Consider the following 21544-nt stretch of genomic DNA (forward strand, 5'->3'; position numbering starts at 1 on the left):
CATTGCTTTAAAACGATTGAAAGCTGCCCTTTCTACTAAATATTTGAGAAAAGTGATAGGTTTTTAAACTTTGATGAAATCGCCCTGAGCTTAAATTCATCTCAAATATTTTCTTAATAAAACCTTAAGCTTTTACTTTTATACTGGCGACGAATTTGGCTTAAATTATAAGGAGACAAAATTGCCTAGACATTATCACAATCACCCTGGCCCTACACATGTACCTACTCATGTACATGTACATGGCAATCCACATATGCAACATATGCATGGTCATCCTCATGTACGTATTTTCCCTCCGATTCGTCCTTCTGTTCATGTTCATCGAGGATACACATACTATGGTTCAGGCGCATTATTAATAGGTGCTGCGATCTTAATTCCTGCCATAATTCTTGCTTTACTGTTGAGCCCTACTGTGGGTGTTGCAGGTTATGCTGCTTCATCAATGACTTTAGGAGCCGCATCTGTAGGAGCAGCAACTGCGTTTAGTGCAGCAACTTTTGGTTTAGGGGCGCTAGCACTTTATGGTGTAGTCGGTTTGGCCTATCTTTATTCCAGTGCTAAAGAATGTTATTCAGGTAATAAAAGCATGATGGATATGATGCATTCACGTGTCGTCAATGAAGATGGTTTAACGGTTAAAGGCGTTTTAAAATCTATAGGTGCTGTTGTTTGGTCACCATTTCTACTTATTGGTGGATTGGCTGGGATGGGAGTTAAAGCTGCTGTCAATGCATATAACGCTAGAAAATCAAGCTCCCAAGTTGATGAACCACAAGTTAATGAAACTGTACAACATACTACTTGTGATCCAGAAAAAAATCTTGGTTTATCAAGAAAGAGCAACGAACCTACTGAGCCATTTCACACTAAATCGGTATTTGCTACTTTAGACAAAAAGACTGAAGAAGATCTAATACTTAATACCAGTTCTACTCTTAGATGTTAATCTAATTGCTCCCAGTTGAGCCTTAATATATCAAGGCTCAACTTGCGATCCAATTAAACATGAGATTGATGGGGATCAAATGCATCTCTCACAGCATCAGCAAATAAGTTTATCGCTAGTACCAATAAAAACATAAAAAGAAATGCAGCAAACATAGGCCACCAAATAACTGGATCACGTGCCAACTCAAGGCGTGCGCTGTTAATCATATTTCCCCAACTAATGGTCATTGGTGAAACACCTGCCCCTACATATGAGAGTAATGCTTCAGCCATCACTAAAAAGCTAAAATCTAATACTAAAGTAATAACTACAATATGCATGACATTAGGTAGTAAATGTTTACGAATAATGGTAAACCAATTTGAACCTAAAGCACGCGCTGCCAAAACAAAATCTATTTCACGTAATTTCAATGTTTCAGCACGCAAAAGTCTGCATAAATTAGTCCAACTCGTTACTCCTAAAATGAAACAAAGAGCTAACAAACGTGCATCAGCGCTTTGGGCTAAAGTAGTAAATTGTCCTGGATGGTTGGCAATATATATTTGTAATGACAAAACTGATGCGGTAATTAATAAAACTCCTGGAATTGAACTTAAAGTAGTATAAAGATACTGAATCACATCATCTGCCAAACCACCAAAATATCCGGCTACTACTCCTAGAAATAAAGCCAAAGGCAACATAAACAATGTAGTTAAAAAACCAATTACCAAGCCAGTACGAATACTTTTAATGGTGAAATAAAATATATCTTGTCCAATTTGTCCTGTACCTAATACATGAAATGTTCGTGATAACTCATATCCAAATACAACAAAAAAGGTAAGTATACCTAATGTAATCAGGGTACTTAAACTCGTAGGAGTTAAATTAAAAAGCTTTAAACGCAGGCTGAATCTTATGATAACTAATACAAGTCCACTCATAAAAATCGCAAAAGTACTGCATTGCAACGCATAAATGAACGTATTTGTTATAACCCTTTTTTTCTCCTTTTCAGTTTTGATCTTGGCAGAATAAATAAGCGGCGGATAAATTTGTTTGACCACACCATTAATTAAAACAGTTTCACTAATAAATTGCCTTAACGCTAATGGAGCTGAATAGGTTTTTTCTGTAATTTGATCAATAGGAGCTAAAATATTATCAAGAATTGTAATAGTTGTTTCTGCTTTGTGATTCATTGGCATTAAATGAATAGAGTCTAATACACCAATAGTAATAAAAAACAAAAGGATAATGCCCGCACTTACTGCAATTGGGTTATGCAAAATAATGGAAAAAGAACGTCTAACATGTTGCTTACGCAAGCTCAATAAAATAACCAAGATGCTTAAGACTAATAAAGTAAGAAAACATTTATCTGTCCATAAAAATTCAAAGGTCATTTTGTTCCTTAATGTTTGATTGATCTTATAGCATTATCATTAAATTTATGAGAGTTTCGGCTCAAGAGTTTATTTAGAGCCTGTCTCCATCTTAAATCGTTCATGCTGAGAAAGCGCATAATACTGTCGTTAAGCCTTAGCACGAATATCTAAGTGCAGATCAAAATCATTTTTCTAGTTTAAATTTTGTGGCAGGTCTCGAAGCCTAGAATAGAGTCTTAGGACGGAGCTTTTTACTCATCTTCAGGCCAAGTCGACTGAATCCTCAGTATTTAAATCTTGTTCTCCTCCCTCGATCGATAAATTATGATAATTTTACACGCGGATCTACGAGCATATAAGAAAAGTCTGTTAAAACCAGACCAATAATGTAAAGAATAGATCCTAAAAAAACCATTGCTCTTACTATAGCAAAATCCTGTTGCTGGATTGCATCAATCGTATAACTGCCTAACCCAGGTACACCAAAAAAGGATTCTAGAATTAAACTCCCCATGAATAAAGAAGGAATAAGTACGACAACCCCGGTTAAAATAGGTAACATAGCATTTTTTAACACATGAATGAACATCACTCTTTGTTCAGATAATCCCTTTGCTCTAGCTGTTTTAACATAATCTTTATTGATTTCTTCTAAAAATAAAGTTCTATACCAACGTCCACCGGCCCCTAAACCACTAAGAACAGCGACTGTAATTGGCAAAATAACAAATTTCAGTGCGTCAAAACCACCGTCATAACCTGAAATCGGAACTAAACGCAATAATTTCCCAAAAAGATATTGGCCTCCAATAATATAAAACAAACTGGAAATCGACATTAAAATAATACAAATGATGACACCAGTTAAATCAAGATATGTTCCTCTGAAAAAAGCCATCACCATAGCGATAATAATATTGCTGATAATATCCAAAAATAAAACTGGTAACGCAATTGAAAGGCTAGGCCACATTCTATAAGTAATGTCTTCACTGATATCTCGTCCAGCATCAGAAATACCAAAATCAAAAGTAAAAAGCTTCATGGATTTTTGAAAAAATAGCGTTTCTGTTATTTTTTGCATTCCATTTTTTTGTTCATTGTAAAACAAGGGTAAATTATAACCATGTGTCGTTTTCCAATCATCGATAACTTGCTGTGCAACATATTTTTGTCCTAGGTGCATGCGTGCAATATCATCAGGTGTGTTCACCATAAAAAACAAAATAAAAGTAAGCAGATTAATCCCCAAAAGAATGGGAATTGAATAAGTAATTCGACGCAACAAATACTTAATCATAATATATCAAATCCTTTTTGCGGGTTGTTTTTCTTTCTTGTGATAAGCAATCAGCAAAGGCAGAATCAAAATCAAAAGAAGCAAAAATAACAACCCTAAAGGCCAAAAAATAGGCCGATTCCAGGCTTGTCGCAGTGCATTTCGCTTTACTACATTTATCGCTGTATATTTTAATGTTCCATAAGTCATAGCATTAGGCTTAACATGTGAGACCCAACTTTGGGATAATACAAACTCTTCGGGATTAATACCCCAGATCCAGGGAGCATCATGTCTTACAATATTCACCATAGCATCAATGAGCTGCTGTCTTTGTGAATCATTTTCTCGATTTTTCATTAAATTAAATAAACGATCAAACTCAGGATTTTCATAATTAGCAGCATTTTCACCACCAAATTTTACCTTGCCATTACCTCCATATAATTGAAACAAAAAATTTTCTGGATCGGGATAATCGGCCACCCAGCCCCAACTAAATATCTGGGTCTCTCCAGTACGCATTTTTTCTTGAAAACGATTATATAGAGTTGCTCTTACATTCAAATCAATACCAATTTTTGCAAATTGCTTACGCATCCAATCAAATAAAGATTTATCTTCTGGTCCTCCCGATGAGGTCACATCATAATGAAGAATCAATGGATTGCCTGTTTTTGGATCAATACCACCTGGATAACCGGCCTCAATCATTAATTGTTTCGCATCACTAATCGGCCTACGTGTTGCTTCATCATTTACCCATTGATAAATGGAAGTATTGACTCCTTCTTTGCCTTCTTTATAGCCAAAAATACCAGGTGGTATTGGCCCTTGTGCAGCGAATCCCCGTCCATTATAAAAAATAGCGATTTCTTCATCATAATTTACGGCAATAGAAATAGCTTGCCTTAACTTACGAGCGCGTTCACTAAAACCACCTACAACGCTATCGAGCATATTAAAACCCATATAATAAGTACTGGGCTGTACCGTTTGCGTTAAATACATATGCTTTTTACGCATTTCTCGAGTTAGAGTTGCATCTCCATGTCGATTAATATGGATAGCCTGATCAAAACTGTTTGAGCCAATTGCTGAATTATCATAATAACCTTGTAAAAACTTATTCCAACGAGGTATCGATTCTTTTTCCAAGGTAAAAACTACTCGGTCCACCAAAGGAAGACGCTTACCTGCATTATCTAAATACCCTAATTTCTTATCTCTTGCGGAACCATGACTGGGATAATACACCTCCCTAAAATTAGGATTTTTTTGTAATACCATACTGCGGTTAGGATTGTTTTCAACCAGCATGAAAGAACCAGTACCGATTGGATACCAACTCAGTGTAATATTATTATCTGCCATTCCTGGTTGAGAATAAAAAAGATCCGCCTCCCAGGGTACAGGTGCGAAAAAACTCATAGCAAGCCAAAATAAAAACTGGGTATATACTCCCTTTAAAGTAACTTCAAACGTATAATCATCGATCTTTTTAATCCCCGCCAAGGGATAACGACGCAAGTCAATGTATTGATGAGTGTTAGGAAGTGTTTGTCCGTATTTTTCAAAACCAACAATATAATTGCTCATGAGTCCATAAATTGGCGAGCTCACTGCTGGATTAGCTAAACGCTTCATTTGATAAATATAATCATCAACAATTAACTCTCGAGTACCCTTGTATTTAAAATCTGATAATTGATGAATCTCTGCATCATCCAAATAGTCTTCTGATAAATGATGATAACGGTATGCTCCTTTTTCATCTTTGGCAAACGCAGGATGGGGTTGATAGTAAATTCCTTTTTTAATATTAATAGTATACACACTATAACTCGGAGTAACCTGACCCTTTGCAGGGAGTACATTTCCTTGTTCATCAAGATACTTTAGTTGTGGCATTTGTGTTGCTGTTAAAGGAGTTAATCGATAAGGTCTTAATAGATAATCATATTCCAATAATGGTTCATAAATTTGAGCAATAAAAAGATACTCATTTAAAGAATAAGAAAGAGCTGGATCTAATGTTTTAGGTTGTTCCGAAAAAGAAGAGTAATAAATATTCTCTTTTGATTCACTTTGAGGATAAGGATTATTTAAAACCCCTGGCCATGCATACACACAGCCTAGATCTTTAAAAAGCATAAAAATGAAAATTATTCGGTGTATACGATTCAAATAAAATCCTTATTCTGAACTCATATCAATTTATAACAGATGAAGAAATTGTTCTTCATCTAAAATAGAAACCCCTAAATTAGTTGCTTTATCAAGCTTGGATCCTGCCTCAGTACCAGCAATCACATAATCTGTTTTCGCCGAGACACTACCACTTACTTTAGCCCCCACAATGAGCAATTTTGCTTTAGCCTCTTCACGACTCAGTGTATTTAAGGTTCCAGTGAGGACCACTGTTTTCCCAAATAAAGGATGTTCCTTATTCTGTTGTTTTTTCTCAATTTTGGGCCAATAAATCCCCAATTCTAACAAATGTTGAATCACGTGCAGATTATGGGGTTGTGCAAAAAAATGTACTATATTTGCAGCCCCAACAGGACCCATATCCTCCAAGCCCATGAGTTCCTCTTCCGTTGCTTTTGAAATTGCTTCAATATCTCCAAAATGCGCTGCTAATACCCGGGCACTTGCCTCACCAATTTCGCGGATTCCTAAAGCATAAAGAAAACGACTTAATGTGGTCTTTTTACTATTTTCTAATGCTTGTAATAAGTTTTTTGCTGACTTCTCCCCCATACGTGGAAGATTTACCAATGTAGAAACATCAAGCATATAAAGATCGGGGAGATGACGTATAATGCCTTCGTCAACCAATTGTTCAATTAAAACAGAACCTAATCCTTCAATATGCATTGCCTTACGAGAAGCAAAATGCCACATCATTCTTTTTAATTGAGCCTTGCAAAACAAACCACCAATACAACGCGCAACCGCCTCACCTTCCTCACGAACAACATCAGAATCACAAACAGGGCATTTTAGGGGTAAACAAATTGTCTTAGTATCTACTGGTCGTTGTTCCAAAACAACTGAAACTACCTCAGGAATAACATCGCCAGCTCGACGAATGATCACTTTGTCCCCTATTCGAATATCTTTTCTAGTAATTTCATCCATATTATGCAAGGTAGCATTACTAACAGTAACTCCAGCAACATTCACTGGAGCTAAACGAGCCACAGGAGTTAACGCCCCCGTTCTTCCGACTTGAAAATCAACTGCCAAAATCTCCGTTATTTCTTCAGTAGCTGGGAATTTATGGGCGCAAGCAAAACGTGGGGCTCGCGAAATAAAACCCAATTGTTGTTGCAAAGAAATACTGTCAACTTTATAAACAACGCCATCGATTTCAAAAGGAAGCTGGTCACGTTTTGTAAGCATATTACGGTAATAATCCAAACAACCTTTAATCCCTACCTCTTTTTTTGATTCAGCGGAAACTCTAAAACCAAACTCTTTTAGTAATTGCAATTGCTCCCAATGAGTGCTTGGTAAACGATAATCTTCACAAGCGCCAATACCATAACAATAAATTGCTAATGGTCTGCTTGCTGTTACAGCAGGATTCAATTGCCGTAAGCTTCCTGCAGCTGCATTACGTGGATTCGCAAAGATTTTTTCACCCGATTTTTTGGCTTTTTTATTGTATTCCTCAAATCCTGCTCTGGGCATGTATACTTCGCCACGTATTTCAATAAAACGAGGTGGCTTATTAGTTCTTAAAACTAAAGGTATTGCTGCAATAGTTTTAATGTTGGCGGTAATATTTTCACCTGTAGTTCCATCGCCACGAGTAGCTGCATAAACTAATATTCCATTTTCATAAGTAATATTTACAGCAAGACCATCCAATTTGGGCTCACAAATAAAAATTAATTGCTGAACCGGCTCATCTAATTTTTCAGTGACTCGTTTAATAAATGCTTGCAACTCTTCTTCACTGAAGACGTTTGACAAGGACAACATGGGCTGTCTATGAGTTACGGGTGCAAACGCATCTGCAGGAGTACCACCAACACGTTGTGTTGGTGAATCAGCGGACAATAACTCAGGATGCTTCGCTTCTAAATTTTGTAACGCACGAAAACACCGATCATACTCGACATCAGGTACTAAGGGCTCATCCAGTACATAGTAATGATAATCATACTGTCTTATCTTATCTTTTAGCTTTGCCACTTGTTCCTTTATTTCATCAATAATCATTCATTACCATCCATCTAAAACATAATTACAAGGCACAAATTTAATGCTTATAATTCTCTTAAAAACATTAGTTTATCACTAAAAAATATGCTATAGATACATGCTGATTTAATATAATCTAGGATAATAAAATGGATTTTAAGCGTATTTTAATCACTTTGTGTTTGCTTCTATTTTCTTCATGGATTTATTCACTTCCAGAGCCTGACGGCAATTTAGGGATTGCATTAGTACATGGCACCAAAGATCATCGTGATGATGCTGAGGGAGGCTACTGGAAAACCGACTTTATTCAAAGCCTCATTCAAGCCCTTCCAAACCCCGAAAATTATTACGTAGTGCACTGTGATTTCAGCAAATATATGTGGGATGAAGATGCGGCTGGATGTACAGCAGATCAATTATTGAATTTTATAGCAGATAAAAAAATTAGCTCATTAATTGTATATACCCATTCTAATGGCGCGAATGTCATTCGTTGGATTCTTTCTAACCCAACCTATGACAGTCGTTATCTGCAGCTAAAAAATAAAATCGATCAAGTTATTGCCCTAGCGCCATCCAGCGGAGGAACCCCCCTAGCTGATGCCTTACTTAATGGTGGAGTTTTTGAGGCCAGCCTGAGCTGGTTATTAGGCTATACTGGGGATGCTATCAAACAGCAACGTGTTGGTGATATGTACATTTATAATGAAGAGCTTTTGTTTGGTACAAAAAGTCGCCCTACCTTACCTAAACCATTTAAGGCTGTCATAGGTACTGATGTTATAGCCTCCCCTCTTAATTCATCCAGTTATTGCAATGGTTATATTCTTAACAGTGGTCTAAAAATCGCCAAACTTTATTTAGACAGTTGCGCTGATGGCTTTTTAAATTGCAGCTCACAAACAGTTGCTGGCACAATTTGGTTTTATGATAAAGATAAATTAGAGGATCATTTGACCCTAAGCCATAATCAGAGCAGACATTCATGTTTTGGTTTGGAAAAAATACTTACCTCTGTCATCGATTCAGAAGGAGCTGCTTGATGAGAACTACGCTTACTTTATTGTCATTGTTTTATTTTGCTCAGGTAAATGCATACAACTTACCTCAACACCCAATCAAATCTTATGATTGCGAGACCTGTGATACTTTATCTCATGAAAACCTACAAGACCGCTGGCAGATTGCTGAAGTTCCTTTGAAGAACGCAAGCAGTAATGTCCAAAAAAGCTATAGCTACACCAAAAAAGTAACAGCAACGCAACTAGAGCAAGGAGTTACCTTAGCTCTCCATGCACCAGGCGCCGTAGTACGTATTATTCCTTTAGAAGATAAAGCCATTCCTGCATTAGAGCTTAAAAGCGCTTCGAACCCATTCATGAGTTTGAAAGATGCATCGTCTTTATACAGCCAAGATGAAGCCATCGATGAGTCACTAAAAATAGGAACCCACCAAACGATGTTGCAAATCAAACCTGAATTAGGCATAGGCAATTTCGTCATCAAAAGCAAAAAAATAAAGTCTCACAATGAGTCAAATGCTTATCTGATTCATGTTTTTGAAAAATATTCGTTACTCTACTTACAAATAGAGCCTGCTGCATTGCGGTATCAATACGGTGATCAATTTAATGCCACTATCACTTTAAAAGATAATGAAACGTCTTATCCTATTGATGACATCAATGCTACATTAATCGGTCCTAATAATCAGAGTATTTCTCTTAAATTAAAAGAAATAAAGCGCAATCAATATGAGGCAAGTGGGCTTTTACTTTCAGATATAAATACACATGGTGAGAATTGGTATATCGAAGTCGGTGTAACGAGTGAGCTTGAAGAAAATAGTCCTACTTACCGCACTGGACGGGCTGCATTTTCCTATTCCATACCATCAGCAGGTTTAGTCAGTATTAAGAAGACATCTTCGAAACCATTAACTTTCGCTGTAACTGCAGATGTTGCCACTGCAAGTCGTTATGCATTACAAAGCATTCTCTACAAAAAAAATGCTGCGGGTGAAAATATTCCAGTGGAAACCGCTCAAAGTGCACTATGGCTGGAACCAGGAAGACAAATAATTCACTTTAGCTTTGACAATTCCGCTCAATTAGCAGAGGATCAGCTTTCGGTGGGTTATTTACATTTAACCGATTATGGGCAATTTAAACCGGTTTATCAACACGATCTTCCGATTAAACTCAGTCAATTATTGGACTAATGAATGCAATTTTTATCGTCAATATCCTTAATTGAGGGCATAGCATGTGCTTTAGCCCTCCAGTTTTTAATAGTAGTTTGGCTTTTAGTAAAACAACATCAATTAAACAACCTTAATAAACAATATCAAGAGAAAATTCTCAGCACATTTACCACAGAAATACATCAAATACACCTCGATATTAGTGAAAAAATTGCCCAAGGACAATTAATAACACAACAGCTCATCCATGATACTGTTCAAAAACAAATGACGGATGTTCGTGAACAAATAAACCATAGTTTTAAGCAGCATGCGAGTTCGCTTACCTCTCACTTACAATTGCTGACTGAAGAAATTCGTAATCACCTTCATAGTTTAACGCAACAAGTCAATCATAAATTAACCGAAGGTTTTGAAAAAACCTCCTCGACTTTTATTGATGTAGTCAAACGACTGACTATTATTGATGAAGCACAAAAGAAAATTACGGAATTATCGAATCATGTTGTAAGCCTGCAAGATGTTCTTGTTGATAAAAAAGCACGTGGGGCTTTTGGTGAAGTACAGCTTTCAACACTCATCAGTAATATGATTCCTGCCACTCACTTTCAAACGCAATATACATTGAGCAATCAAAAACGGGCTGATTGCATCTTATTTTTGCCTGAACCCTCTGGGAATGTGGTTATTGATGCTAAATTCCCTCTGGAAACCTATCAACGACTCAGCAACGCTGATCCAGGTACAATGGAAAAAAAATCATTACAACAGCAATTTCGACAAGATATTCAAAAACATATTAAAGACATTGCAGATAAATACATCATTCCGAATGAAACAACTGATGGGGCTATGATGTTTATTCCGGCTGAATCTATTTTTGCAGAAATCCATGCCAATTATCCAGACTTGATTGCCCTATCACAAAGATTAAAGGTATGGCTGGTCTCTCCAAGCACGTTGATGGCCGTACTTACTACCGCTAAAGCAGTACTGAAAGATGATGCCACACGCAAACAAGTTCATATTATTCAAAAACATTTGCAAGCGCTCGCAGATGATTTTCAACGCTTTGAAAAACGAATGGATAAATTGTCCAAACACATTAATTTAGCTCATCAGGATGTCAATGATGTAAATACTTCGGCCAAGAAGATCACATCACGTTTTCAAAAAATTGAATCCGTAGATATAGCGTTAGACGAATTAGAACTTATTGAAACCGAAGCTTCAAATGATGCTTAAGTCATCGCTTTGTATAAAAACGAACATGAGTTTAGGTCAAGATCTCCTAATTTTACTTTGATGCGTTCAGCTTAAAAATACTACCATCGGCTTAAAGAGTTTGATATCGTCCTCGCTCATGCAGGACCAATTTTGATATAGACACAATGCTCAAATAGAAAATAGATTTGCTCTTTCACGAAAATAACAAAATATTGAAGGCAGGATTGGGTATCCTATAAGCCTCAATTTTGACATATTTTATGGGTTTGTTTTATGAGCGGATATTGATGTTCGGGCCTATTCGTCGAAGCAAAAAATCGAAAAAATGAGGAAAAATATCCTGTTTTATTTTTACTCGAAGATTTTATCCCCGCGTTATCTTTTGTTTCTATTTCTAGATTATTTTCTGTATCTAACTTGTAAAGATTATAAGCCATCATGATTTCAGGAACATAATTAGCATGTTTTTTTTCAGTTAAAAACGTAGTATATAAATGCTCAAACATATGGTGATTGAGATGAGAGAAAAAATAATCACGGTAATTATCATCCGATATTTCGTATCCAGTTAACTGGTACAAACTAAATTTTGTAAAAGGAATTTTCTTATCTTTTATTTTTTTATCTTTAAAAATAAACTTGGATGAATGTTCTGTATCTAGTGATGTTATGTGCTGTCTGACAGGAGGATTTTTTTCCTGGTTAAAAATATAAGAAAAATAATGACCTATGCCAATATAGAGATTTGTTTTTAAATCAGCCGCGGGCCCCGTTGAATACATAATTAAACAATCATTATTGTGATTTAGCAACTTAGGGATTGAATCAAATAACGTTATATTTTCCACATAGTGATGAATATTGGTAAAATTACATAAGGTTAAACAGGCATTATATTGTCTGAATAATTCAGCCAATTTGTTACATGCGGATGTATCTCCCAAATCGAACTCAATTTGTAGGATAAAAAGCTCTTGCATAGCCCTTTTGCATTTTAAAAAATTTTTGACGCTGTGTAAAAAGTGATAATTTAAGAGAGATTGTGCCGGATAGTTTGCATTATTAAATACACGTTTCAAATTATCTTTTGACATATTTATTAGCTGAAAATCTGATGACTTATCCTGCCACTGGCCTTGATATAATGGATTGTTACTTTGTGCATAGCTATCTATAAATTGTGCTGGAGAGTCTGATTGCTTTAAACAATTTAACATAAACTTCAGATGCTTATGCTGACTTGGCTCTATATCTGCCAATAAAATCAAATCGGCAACGCCTATTAATGCCGGTAACATCGAAATAAAGTTTGATTCACCAAATAACAAAGCCACTTTTATTTGCTGAGTATTCTGTGTTTGAATTCGCTTTAATTTTCTCATGACATTTTTATAACCCATTTCATTACAAAAAGGATAAAAATCGAATTGTTTTGTATCAAAATGAATGGGAAATTTTTGTGCAATAGCAGAAAGTAATCTGTTGCTACGACTAAGAATCGATGCATTCAACGAATTTTTATTAAACGTCTCATAATTAGCTGAAGATTTCAACATGGAATATGTTATACAAAAAGTATGATTATAGGCTATAAAACTAAAATAAGTACTGTCATAAAAGCACAGTTATCTACGTTATTATTCTTGCAAATCCTCTAAGCGCCACACAGAAAAATGATTCAATATGACTCTGTCCATAACCACTTACAATCCTCATAAAAACACTGTGAGAAATAATACATCATCCATTAATCTCCAATTAGTACAAGATATTTGACAACCTATAAACAGACTTATCCACAGAAAATGTGTATAACTTACAGAAATAAACTTATTTAAATATATCGAAAACCCAGATAAAACAAAGGCTCTTAAAAAGCTAGAGAAAAAACTCAATATTTACTTAAAGAAATATCCACAGGTTTGTGGTATTAGGAAAGGAATTAAGCCATCGCTATTTTATACAAACAATAATTAAAAAAACAGTCTTGACTTGAACTATTTTTTTCTGATTGATTCGAAGAACTTTTATCCAAATAGTTTGCATCCAAAATCGCACTTTCTTAGTTCGAACAGATCAAGATAAGAACGAATTCTTTATTCCGAAACGAACGTTAAGTATTATAAGAGCATCCAAACTCATTAGCGAAAATGAATGACACATCCTTTTCATAAAACGACCTATATTGAACAAACATTCACACAATTAAATATTACAAAAAAACGAATAGAGTTGATGACTTTTGAAAATTGCCAGTTCAAACAATGCAAATTCCTCGAAACAATTTTTAGTAATACTAAATTTATTGATTGTGATTTTGAATCTTGTGATCTTAGCCTCGCAAAATTTCCAAATTGCAAATTTTCAGAAGTTTCCTTTAAAAACTCAAAACTCATAGGGATAAATTGGACCGAGTTGAGTTGGCCTCTAGTCAAACTTACAAGTCCACTCTATTTTTATAACAGTAATGTGAGTCACTCCAGTTTTTATGGTTTAGAACTCACTGATCTGCAAATGGAAGAATGCAAAGCTCATGAGGTTGATTTTCGAGAAGCCAATTTAAGCCATGCTTATTTTGCAGGAACTGATTTACTTAATAGTTTATTTGTCCATACGAATTTCACTTCTGCTGATTTTACAAACGCGATGAACTACGGCATTAATCCCAACGAAAATAGCATCAAAAACGCACATTTTTCATTCCCAGAAGTTATTGCCTTATTAAATTATTTTGAGATCAAAATAAATGACTCACCATTTAATTAACGTGAGTTAATTAAGGAGTTACATTAAATGAGCTCTCTTTAGTCTCTGTTTTTGTTTCAGCCTCTCTTGAGGATGAGATAATGGAATAAAGTTTTTCTTTGAACTCCTTGAAGACATGCACATTCTGCTTTAAAGATTGAGCATCACTTTTCAATTCGTCCTCTTCACTTTCATCATCAGTCGCAAAAATAATCTGGTGCTTTGGGAACCCACTATTATCTTCAATGGGGGTAATATTTTTCTCATCATTATCAGATACTTCCCTGGGAGAGAATTGACTGACCTTATCATTATCTACTTGAATCTTGTTTTGATTGGTAAGAAACTCTGAAAAACGTATCAAGGCTATTCCCAAACTCTTTAAAATACCAATACCTTGAGTTTTCTTGCTCTCAATTAATTCAGCTGCCTGGGGCGTAAATTCATAACCCTTTTCTTGTAAGGTGGTAAAAATCTCGACATTGTACTTATTAATTACTGACAATCCCATATTTAAGCAGTTTAACTTTTCTTCTTTTATATTGAGATTAGTAATTAATGCTCTAACCATTAATGGATCATTGTTCTCTATAGCTACTTTTAAAAACTCTAAACAGTCATTACTAGAAATGATTTGATCAAAATTAGCTATTTTTTTGGCAAGAAGGCTTATAGCATGAGAATTTTGTTTTTCTATGGATATTTTTATCAATTCCGCTACAAGTTGAGGCGTAAAAACTTCTTGTCCCCGTTTTTCCAAAACATCATTTACTACTTTATCAATTAACTGCTCATTCATACCCTGGAACACTCTCTTTGCAGTTTCTGCATAGTTAAGTTCTATGCAATTATTATAGAGACGCTGGATATGATCATTTTCCAAAAATCTCCCTATGCATCTAGCACTACCAGAAGACAAAGCGTACCGAAAGGCAGCGTCAAGAATATCCTTTTTTTCATTTTCCAATATGTCTATGAGTTCACCTAACGCATTGGCTGAATCACGGACAATGGCACATAATGCGATGCAGCGAACCTCATCATCACCTAAATGCGTTAAGTTGAGCCCGCTATCATTTAAAATATACTCAGCAGCCTCAGCATCATCAAATTTCATTGCAAAGTGCAAACCACCACCCAACTTGGAATCTATCTTTTTTTGCTCTGGCGTTAGATATTGATCCAGAAGATCGTTTTTACTGGGAAAATTTCTATCAATTGGGCTTGGCTCATGACTAATGACACTTATATTCATATCCAGCGTACCCGAAGAAACTAAGGAAAAATTAAATGCCTCTTTGGATAACCACTGGACCATTTCTCTTTCATTATCAAATTTTTGATTTATTTTTGAGTTATTTGGGTCATATACTTTATAACCGCCACTTTCATCGCGTGCAATTGCAATAGTATGCTGTAAGGTACTGACACGCATGACTTCATTGTCTCTTAAATTGATATCCCTTACTATTTGGGCCCAGTTATCAAGATTGGTTTTAAGACCTATTTGAAAAACTGATCCCAAATTTTGTCCATTTACCTGTAACTGTTCATGGGAGTTGGATTGACTGTATTTATTACGCGTACTTTTCCCCTCTTGCAAAGCAATTATCTTTTCAACCAAAATAAATAGTTCTGCATCGGGAAACTCATTGCTCCCCACCGGAGTCTTTTGGGCTATAAACGATAAAAGCTTTTCAAACTCTTTCTCCTTTCCCTCTAATGTATATTGAATGTACAAGGTAGATAATGCATGACAAATTCCATCTTCACCTACTTTGAGTGGTAAATTATGATATTTGAGATAATTGTTTAAATTTCTAATTACTAGATATTGTTCTGTATTGACATTGTCTCTTGGCATAATATAGCCCCTAAAAATTAATACTTGCCTATTTACTATTTAAATATAAAAAAATGAGGGGAAGATTAACGAGGCTATTCAATTTTCGTTATGGAAGCACGTTTATCGAATCAGAAACAATTGAGTCTTTTCATTCACACTGATACCCACTTCTTCATTGCTCCCTATTTTTGATAAACATTAGCTAGGGATTATGTAAAAGGGTAAGGCTTTGAATGTTTGAATCCACATCACACTTGAAATTAGCTAGGTACTGCTTGTATTCACTGCTCTTAGCAATACACCATTCTTTACTAAGCACATTTTTATCAATTGTATTTATATTTTTTTCTTGCATTACTGGTCCTAAGACCACTTGAATGAGCATAATCGACAATTTTAAGATACAACCTAAGCAACAGATCAGGTATAATAGCTGATTTTTCAGCCGATTAACCAAGCTATGTCCATAAGTACCCTGCTCTTCCAACCAACACAAGCCAAACAAACATGGGGACAACTCCATGGCAGTAGCTTGGCACTTGCACTGGCAGAGTATTGCCAACAAACATCTGGGATTAAGCTCTTGATCGCACAAGATAATCTGAGTGCCAATCAGCTACAAGCAGAGCTAACATTTTTTCTTAATTCAACTTCGTCTCAAGAATTACTGTTTTTTCCTGATTGGGAAACATTACCTTACGACCAATTTTCGCCACATCAGGATATTATTTCTGAACGACTGTATGCTTTAAGTCGTATCCAACAAGTCACTGATGCAATTATTATCACATCAGCAAGTACCTTAATGCATAGGCTATGTCCCCCTGAGTTTTTGAATCAATATGCATTAATGCTTAAAGAAGGACAGAAATTAGACTTAAACGCTTTTCGCAACCAACTCCAGCAATCTGGATATCATTGTGTCAATAAAGTACTCGAACATGGTGAGTATGCTTTACGTGGCTCCATTATTGATGTCTATCCCATGGGTTCTGGTTTACCATTTCGTATTGAACTCTTTGATGATGAAATTGAAAGTTTACGAGAGTTTGATACTGAAACGCAGCGCACCATAGAAAAAATCAAAGAAATCAATGTATTACCCGCCAGAGAATTTCCTTTAAACGAACAAAGCCAACTGATGTTTCGACGTGCGTTTAGAGAGTTATTTCCTGGAAACCCCAGCCAATGCCCGATTTATGAAGCAATCAGTGAAGGGCAATTTCCGTCTGGCATCGAATATTATCTTCCTTTGTTTTTTGAAAAAACAGTCACTTTTTTTGATTATCTTCCAAGCACAGCTAAGGTATGCTTCATTGAAAACATTCAAGATAAAGCAGAGCAATTCTGGCAAGAGTTAAATGAACGTTTTGAACAAAGACGATACGACATCAGTAGGCCTATTTTGTCTCCCTCAGCCTGTTTTATTAATCCAAATGAGCTACTAACCTTAGCAAATACTTACGAACAATTACGCCTATTTCATCATGCCTCAGATAAAAAAGGTGCAGTGAATTTTGAGATTGCCCCTGGCCCACAATTACCCATCGATAGGAAAACCCAAGAACCTTTAAGTCATCTACGTGAGTATTGCTCTAATTTTTCTAGACGCTATTTAATTGTGGTTGAAAGTGCTGGACGTCGTGAAGTATTACTTGATCTGTTAAAACCAAGTGGACTCACTGCTAAAGTACAGTCATCATGGGATAGTTTTATTCATGATACAGCTAAACTCAATATCAGCACTGGAGCCCTCATTTACGGATGTGAATTAATACAGAATAATATTGTGATTATTGTTGAGTCGCAATTATTTGGAGAGCAAAGTACACCACAAAGACGTAGTTCACAAAAATTGGTTGATCCAGACTTAATTATTCGGGATATGGCGGAATTACGTATCGGTGCTCCTGTAGTGCATTTGCAGTTTGGTGTGGGGCGTTATCAAGGATTACAACATATTGAATCGAATGGGATGGCTAGCGAATTTTTAGTTCTCGCCTATGCGGGTGAAGACAAAATTTATGTTCCAGTGACCTCACTTCATCTCATTAGCCGTTATACTGGTGTGGATAGCGAACATGCACCACTACATAAACTCGGAACCGATCAATGGCAAAAAGAAAAGAAAAAAGCTGCCGAAAAAATCCATGATGTTGCAATTGAACTTCTTGACCTCTATGCAAAAAGAGAAGCACAACCTGGATATCAATATCAAGTTGATCACAGTGACTATGCTAAATTTGTAAGTGATTTCCCCTTTACAGAAACGCCTGATCAATTACAAGCAATTGAACAAATCATCAAAGATATGGAATCTTCGAGGCCAATGGATCGCTTAATTTGTGGTGATGTGGGTTTTGGTAAAACTGAAGTAGCTATGCGTGCAGCTTTTGTAGCCGTTCAAAGCAATAAACAGGTGTGTATCTTAGTACCAACTACACTTTTGGCAGGACAGCATTTTGAATCGTTTAGAGATCGATTTGCCGATTTCCCTATTAATATCGAGCTACTTTCACGTTTTCGTTCCAGTAAAGAAAGTGAAGCCGTGCTTGCTGGATTAAAATCAGGGAGTGTAGACATCGTTATAGGGACACATAAACTATTCCAAAGCAGTATTGCTTTTAAAAACCTGGGGCTTCTTATTATCGATGAAGAACATCGTTTTGGCGTCAAACAAAAAGAGCATATCAAAGCGCTACGTACCCATGTAGATATTTTATCGATGACAGCTACTCCTATTCCCAGAACATTGAATATGGCTATGGCAGGAATTCGCGATATTTCATTAATGACTACACCGCCGGCGAAACGCTTAGCGATTAAAACTTTTTGGCAGGAAAAAAAGGATCCTATTGTTCGTGAAGCCATTTTAAGAGAAATTTTAAGGGGTGGCCAAGTATTTTTCTTACATAATAATGTGGAAACCATTGAGCGTATCTGTGAGGATTTGCAAACCTTAGTGCCTGAGGCCAAAATTCGTAGTGCTCATGGGCAAATGCGTGAGCGTGAGTTAGAACGAGTGATGTCTGATTTTTATCATCATCGTTTTAATGTTTTGGTATGTACAACGATTATTGAAACAGGTATCGATATCCCTACAGCAAATACAATTATTATTGATCGAGCTGATAAATTTGGCTTAGCACAACTCCATCAGTTGCGTGGACGTGTAGGACGCTCTCATCACCAAGCATATGCCTATTTGCTTACCCCAAATGAAAAGTCATTGACTTCTGATGCCGTTAAACGCCTTGAAGCAATTGTCTCCTTAGAAGATCTAGGAGCAGGATTTACCTTAGCGACGCATGACTTGGAAATTCGTGGCGCAGGAGAACTTTTAGGTGAGGAACAAAGTGGTAATATGCATGCCATAGGATTTAATTTATTTATGGAAATGCTTGATAGAGCCGTAAATGATTTAAAAGCAGGGAAAATACCCGAATTATCTGCACCTATGCATCAAGGACCCGAGATCGATTTACGGATTAGCGCAATCATTCCTGAAGAATACATTTCAGATGTCCATAATCGACTTATTATGTATAAACGAATTTCTAATGCAAAAGATAATCAGCAATTACATGATTTACAAATTGAACTAATTGATCGATTTGGTCTATTACCACCACAAGTGAAACATTTATTGTTGATTACTGAATTAAAATTAAACGCAGGAAAAATGGGAATCCAAAAAATTAGTGCCGGCGCCCAGCAAGGTAAAATAGAGTTTGGTGAGGCCCCGTCTATCGACACTGGTGTTTTGATAAGTTTGATTCAAGTACATGCTAAAAGATATAAAATGGACGGTCCTCAATGTTTGCGCTTTACCTTAGACAGCACTTCGACGGAAGAGCGTCTTTTTGAGATTAGCTCTTTGCTTCATAAGTTAGCAGGTCAAAAAAGCTCTTGAAGAATGAGGTAGCTGAGGAAAAAACTCTAATTTCATGCTTAACAAAATTTAATATGCATAATATTTTTGATAAATAGAAACGTAAGATCCATCTTTTTCTATGCTTAGAATCGCGTCATTTATTTTCTTGATTAATGCCTCTTTATCTGGGAGAGCGATTATTCCATAACCATCGCCCATGGATAAAGAAGAACCTACAAATTTAATATCGTAATAACTATTATTGATCAATATATAAGCAAGAGCATTATTAAGCGCAATAACATCAATTTTATGATGTACTAAACCTAATATGAGATCTGAGTTTGAATTATAGGAGATAATTTTATTGGAGTCATGATAAGGAGATTGAGTCAACAGGCTATAAAAAGTATTTTTAATTACGCCAATTTTTTTGTTTTTTATATCAGCTACTTTATTAATAGAGCTCTCTTTTAAGGTAATAAACTGTATTTTGCTTACAGCATAGGGAACACTCATAGCATATTGTGTAAAGTCAAGTGAGGTATAAGGCCTTGGAAGAATGAGCAAATCGATCTTACCCTGTCCTAAAACATCAAATTGATTGCTCAAAGTTATTTCACGATAAGTACATTTTTTATCAATCCGTTTACATACCTCATTCATAAGATCAATACAAAAACCAAAATAATAAGGGCCATCAGCCGTATCCACCTTCTCGGAAATGGGGAGCCCTGAGACTGCCACACCAACTTTTAAAGGATTACAATAAGAAAATGGGCTGAGAAACAACATTATGATAAATATTATTTTTTGTCTCATTTTAGATTTGACTTAAATCCATGTCATGCTGATATATTTTACTTTAGGAAGTTAAATATGCTTTGTCAAATGCAAGCCCAAAAGACTGAATACAAAAAGCCAGATAGAATTATAAGTTGGGCCTATAGCCCAACAAAACAATCAGAGGCTACCTTAATCATAGTTTTTAATGAGTTCCCCCTACTGTCAAAGCATCTATTTTTAGTGTTGGTTGTCCTACACCAACTGGAACTGACTGTCCTTCTTTTCCACAAACACCAACTCCGCGATCCAATCCCAAGTCATTTCCTATCATACTGATTTTTTTCATTACATCAGGGCCATTACCAATTAATGTAGCTCCTTTAACTGGAGCAGTAATTTTTCCATCCTCAATAAGATAGGCTTCGCTCGCGGAGAACACGAATTGGCCAGAAGTAATATCAACTTGTCCGCCACCAAAATTAACTGCATACAAACCGCGTTTCACAGAGCGGATAATTTCTTCAGGATCATATGAACCAGCTAGCATATAAGTATTTGTCATTCTCGGCATAGGTACATGTGCATAAGATTCGCGACGACAATTACCTGTAGATTGCATACCCATCAATTTGGCATTCAGTTTATCTTGCATGTAATTCACCAAAATACCATTATCAATTAGGGTAGTACATTGCGAAGGGGTACCTTCATCATCAATAGTTATTGAACCACGCCTATCTTTTAAAGTACCATCATCTACTACGGTAACTCCTGGTGCAGCAACCTGCTCACCAATACGTCCTGAAAATGCAGACAATCCCTTGCGATTAAAATCACCTTCCAACCCATGCCCCACTGCCTCATGTAACAAAACACCCGGCCAACCAGGACCAAGTACAACTGGCATGGTTCCTGCTGGTGCAGGCCGAGCTTCCAAATTAATTAAGGCTTCACGTACGGCTTCACGAGCGTAACTTAAAGCATTTTCTTTTTCGAGAAAATAAGAGTAAGCTACTCGCCCCCCCCCCCCAGAACGGG

The 21544-nt window shown here is 36.1% G+C and carries 14 protein-coding genes; 6 read left to right on the forward strand and 8 right to left on the reverse strand.

Features of this window, described 5'->3' with window-relative positions; translation table 11 throughout:
• The first annotated feature begins 181 nt into the window (after positions 1 to 181).
• Entirely contained in the window at positions 182 to 952 is a 771-nt protein-coding gene (locus tag Lsan_RS11070) for a hypothetical protein (RefSeq protein ID WP_237762109.1), read from the forward strand.
• Between the two features lie 53 nt (positions 953 to 1005).
• Here Lsan_RS11070 and Lsan_RS11075 read toward each other — a convergent pair whose 3' ends face one another.
• The 4 genes from Lsan_RS11075 to ligA all read right to left on the reverse strand — a co-directional run bounded on the left by Lsan_RS11075 (position 1006) and on the right by ligA (position 7840).
• A complete protein-coding gene (locus tag Lsan_RS11075) occupies positions 1006 to 2346 on the reverse strand; it encodes an ABC transporter permease (RefSeq protein WP_058514458.1) in 1341 nt (446 codons plus the stop codon).
• Positions 2347 to 2650: 304 nt separating this feature from the next.
• Positions 2651 to 3628: an ABC transporter permease gene (locus Lsan_RS11080; RefSeq protein ID WP_058514459.1), complete on the reverse strand. Its 978-nt coding sequence runs from the start codon at positions 3626 to 3628 to the stop codon at positions 2651 to 2653.
• A 6-nt stretch (positions 3629 to 3634) separates the two neighbouring features.
• Positions 3635 to 5761 (reverse strand): ABC transporter substrate-binding protein, encoded by a 2127-nt coding sequence (locus Lsan_RS11085; protein ID WP_237762116.1) that lies wholly within the window; start codon positions 5759 to 5761, stop codon positions 3635 to 3637.
• A gap of 63 nt (positions 5762 to 5824) precedes the next feature.
• Entirely contained in the window at positions 5825 to 7840 is a 2016-nt protein-coding gene (gene ligA / locus Lsan_RS11090) for an NAD-dependent DNA ligase LigA (RefSeq protein ID WP_058514461.1), read from the reverse strand.
• A gap of 131 nt (positions 7841 to 7971) precedes the next feature.
• Here ligA and Lsan_RS11095 point away from each other — a divergent pair, with 131 nt between their 5' ends.
• From Lsan_RS11095 to Lsan_RS11105, 3 genes are read left to right on the forward strand one after another with little or no spacing between them, the layout of a single operon-like run.
• Positions 7972 to 8868: a hypothetical protein gene (locus Lsan_RS11095; protein ID WP_058514462.1), complete on the forward strand. Its 897-nt coding sequence runs from the start codon at positions 7972 to 7974 to the stop codon at positions 8866 to 8868.
• Positions 8868 to 10046 carry a DUF4785 domain-containing protein gene (locus Lsan_RS11100; RefSeq protein ID WP_058514463.1) on the forward strand — a complete coding sequence of 393 codons (1179 nt, stop codon included), beginning with the start codon at positions 8868 to 8870 and terminating at the stop codon, positions 10044 to 10046. Before Lsan_RS11095 ends, Lsan_RS11100 begins: the two co-directional genes overlap by 1 nt.
• A gap of 3 nt (positions 10047 to 10049) precedes the next feature.
• Positions 10050 to 11273, forward strand: coding sequence for a DNA recombination protein RmuC (locus Lsan_RS11105; protein WP_058514464.1), 1224 nt, complete (start codon positions 10050 to 10052; stop codon positions 11271 to 11273).
• A gap of 224 nt (positions 11274 to 11497) precedes the next feature.
• Here Lsan_RS11105 and Lsan_RS11110 read toward each other — a convergent pair whose 3' ends face one another.
• The gene (locus Lsan_RS11110) at positions 11498 to 12811 is read right to left on the reverse strand and encodes a hypothetical protein (protein WP_058514465.1); all 1314 of its coding nucleotides are present in this window, start codon (positions 12809 to 12811) and stop codon (positions 11498 to 11500) included.
• A gap of 598 nt (positions 12812 to 13409) precedes the next feature.
• Here Lsan_RS11110 and Lsan_RS11115 point away from each other — a divergent pair.
• Complete coding sequence (locus tag Lsan_RS11115; protein WP_058514466.1) at positions 13410 to 14021, forward strand: pentapeptide repeat-containing protein; 612 nt, start codon at positions 13410 to 13412, stop codon at positions 14019 to 14021.
• Between the two features lie 10 nt (positions 14022 to 14031).
• Here the strand turns inward: Lsan_RS11115 and Lsan_RS22985 are convergent, their stop codons facing one another.
• Positions 14032 to 15864 carry a hypothetical protein gene (locus Lsan_RS22985; protein WP_237762110.1) on the reverse strand — a complete coding sequence of 611 codons (1833 nt, stop codon included), beginning with the start codon at positions 15862 to 15864 and terminating at the stop codon, positions 14032 to 14034.
• A gap of 442 nt (positions 15865 to 16306) precedes the next feature.
• Here Lsan_RS22985 and mfd point away from each other — a divergent pair, with 442 nt between their 5' ends.
• Positions 16307 to 19759: a transcription-repair coupling factor gene (gene mfd / locus Lsan_RS11135; RefSeq protein WP_058514467.1), complete on the forward strand. Its 3453-nt coding sequence runs from the start codon at positions 16307 to 16309 to the stop codon at positions 19757 to 19759.
• Between the two features lie 48 nt (positions 19760 to 19807).
• Here the strand turns inward: mfd and Lsan_RS11140 are convergent, their stop codons facing one another.
• Together Lsan_RS11140 and Lsan_RS11145 are read right to left on the reverse strand one after the other, a co-directional pair.
• Positions 19808 to 20542 carry a transporter substrate-binding domain-containing protein gene (locus Lsan_RS11140; RefSeq protein WP_083505126.1) on the reverse strand — a complete coding sequence of 245 codons (735 nt, stop codon included), beginning with the start codon at positions 20540 to 20542 and terminating at the stop codon, positions 19808 to 19810.
• 166 nt (positions 20543 to 20708) lie between these two features.
• A partial coding sequence (locus Lsan_RS11145) for a metallopeptidase TldD-related protein (RefSeq protein ID WP_237762111.1) occupies positions 20709 to 21544 on the reverse strand: 836 nt, incomplete at its 5' end.

Origin of the sequence: Legionella santicrucis, from assembly GCF_001468135.1 — a bacterium.
In the GTDB taxonomy this organism is placed as follows: Bacteria; Pseudomonadota; Gammaproteobacteria; order Legionellales; family Legionellaceae; genus Legionella; species Legionella santicrucis.

Excerpts from the sequence above, each read along its gene's own strand:
- Lsan_RS11075 (WP_058514458.1), bottom strand. The coding sequence starts at position 2,346 with ATGACCTTTGAATTTTTATGGACAGATAAATGTTTTCTTACTTTATTA.
- Lsan_RS11080 (WP_058514459.1), bottom strand. The coding sequence starts at position 3,628 with ATGATTAAGTATTTGTTGCGTCGAATTACTTATTCAATTCCCATTCTT.
- Lsan_RS11085 (WP_237762116.1), bottom strand. The coding sequence starts at position 5,761 with ATGCTTTTTAAAGATCTAGGCTGTGTGTATGCATGGCCAGGGGTTTTA.
- ligA (WP_058514461.1), bottom strand. The coding sequence starts at position 7,840 with ATGATTATTGATGAAATAAAGGAACAAGTGGCAAAGCTAAAAGATAAG.
- Lsan_RS11095 (WP_058514462.1), top strand. The coding sequence starts at position 7,972 with ATGGATTTTAAGCGTATTTTAATCACTTTGTGTTTGCTTCTATTTTCT.
- Lsan_RS11100 (WP_058514463.1), top strand. The coding sequence starts at position 8,868 with ATGAGAACTACGCTTACTTTATTGTCATTGTTTTATTTTGCTCAGGTA.
- Lsan_RS11105 (WP_058514464.1), top strand. The coding sequence starts at position 10,050 with ATGCAATTTTTATCGTCAATATCCTTAATTGAGGGCATAGCATGTGCT.
- Lsan_RS11110 (WP_058514465.1), bottom strand. The coding sequence starts at position 12,811 with ATGTTGAAATCTTCAGCTAATTATGAGACGTTTAATAAAAATTCGTTG.
- Lsan_RS11115 (WP_058514466.1), top strand. The coding sequence starts at position 13,410 with ATGACACATCCTTTTCATAAAACGACCTATATTGAACAAACATTCACA.
- Lsan_RS22985 (WP_237762110.1), bottom strand. The coding sequence starts at position 15,864 with ATGCCAAGAGACAATGTCAATACAGAACAATATCTAGTAATTAGAAAT.
- mfd (WP_058514467.1), top strand. The coding sequence starts at position 16,307 with ATGTCCATAAGTACCCTGCTCTTCCAACCAACACAAGCCAAACAAACA.
- Lsan_RS11140 (WP_083505126.1), bottom strand. The coding sequence starts at position 20,542 with ATGAGACAAAAAATAATATTTATCATAATGTTGTTTCTCAGCCCATTT.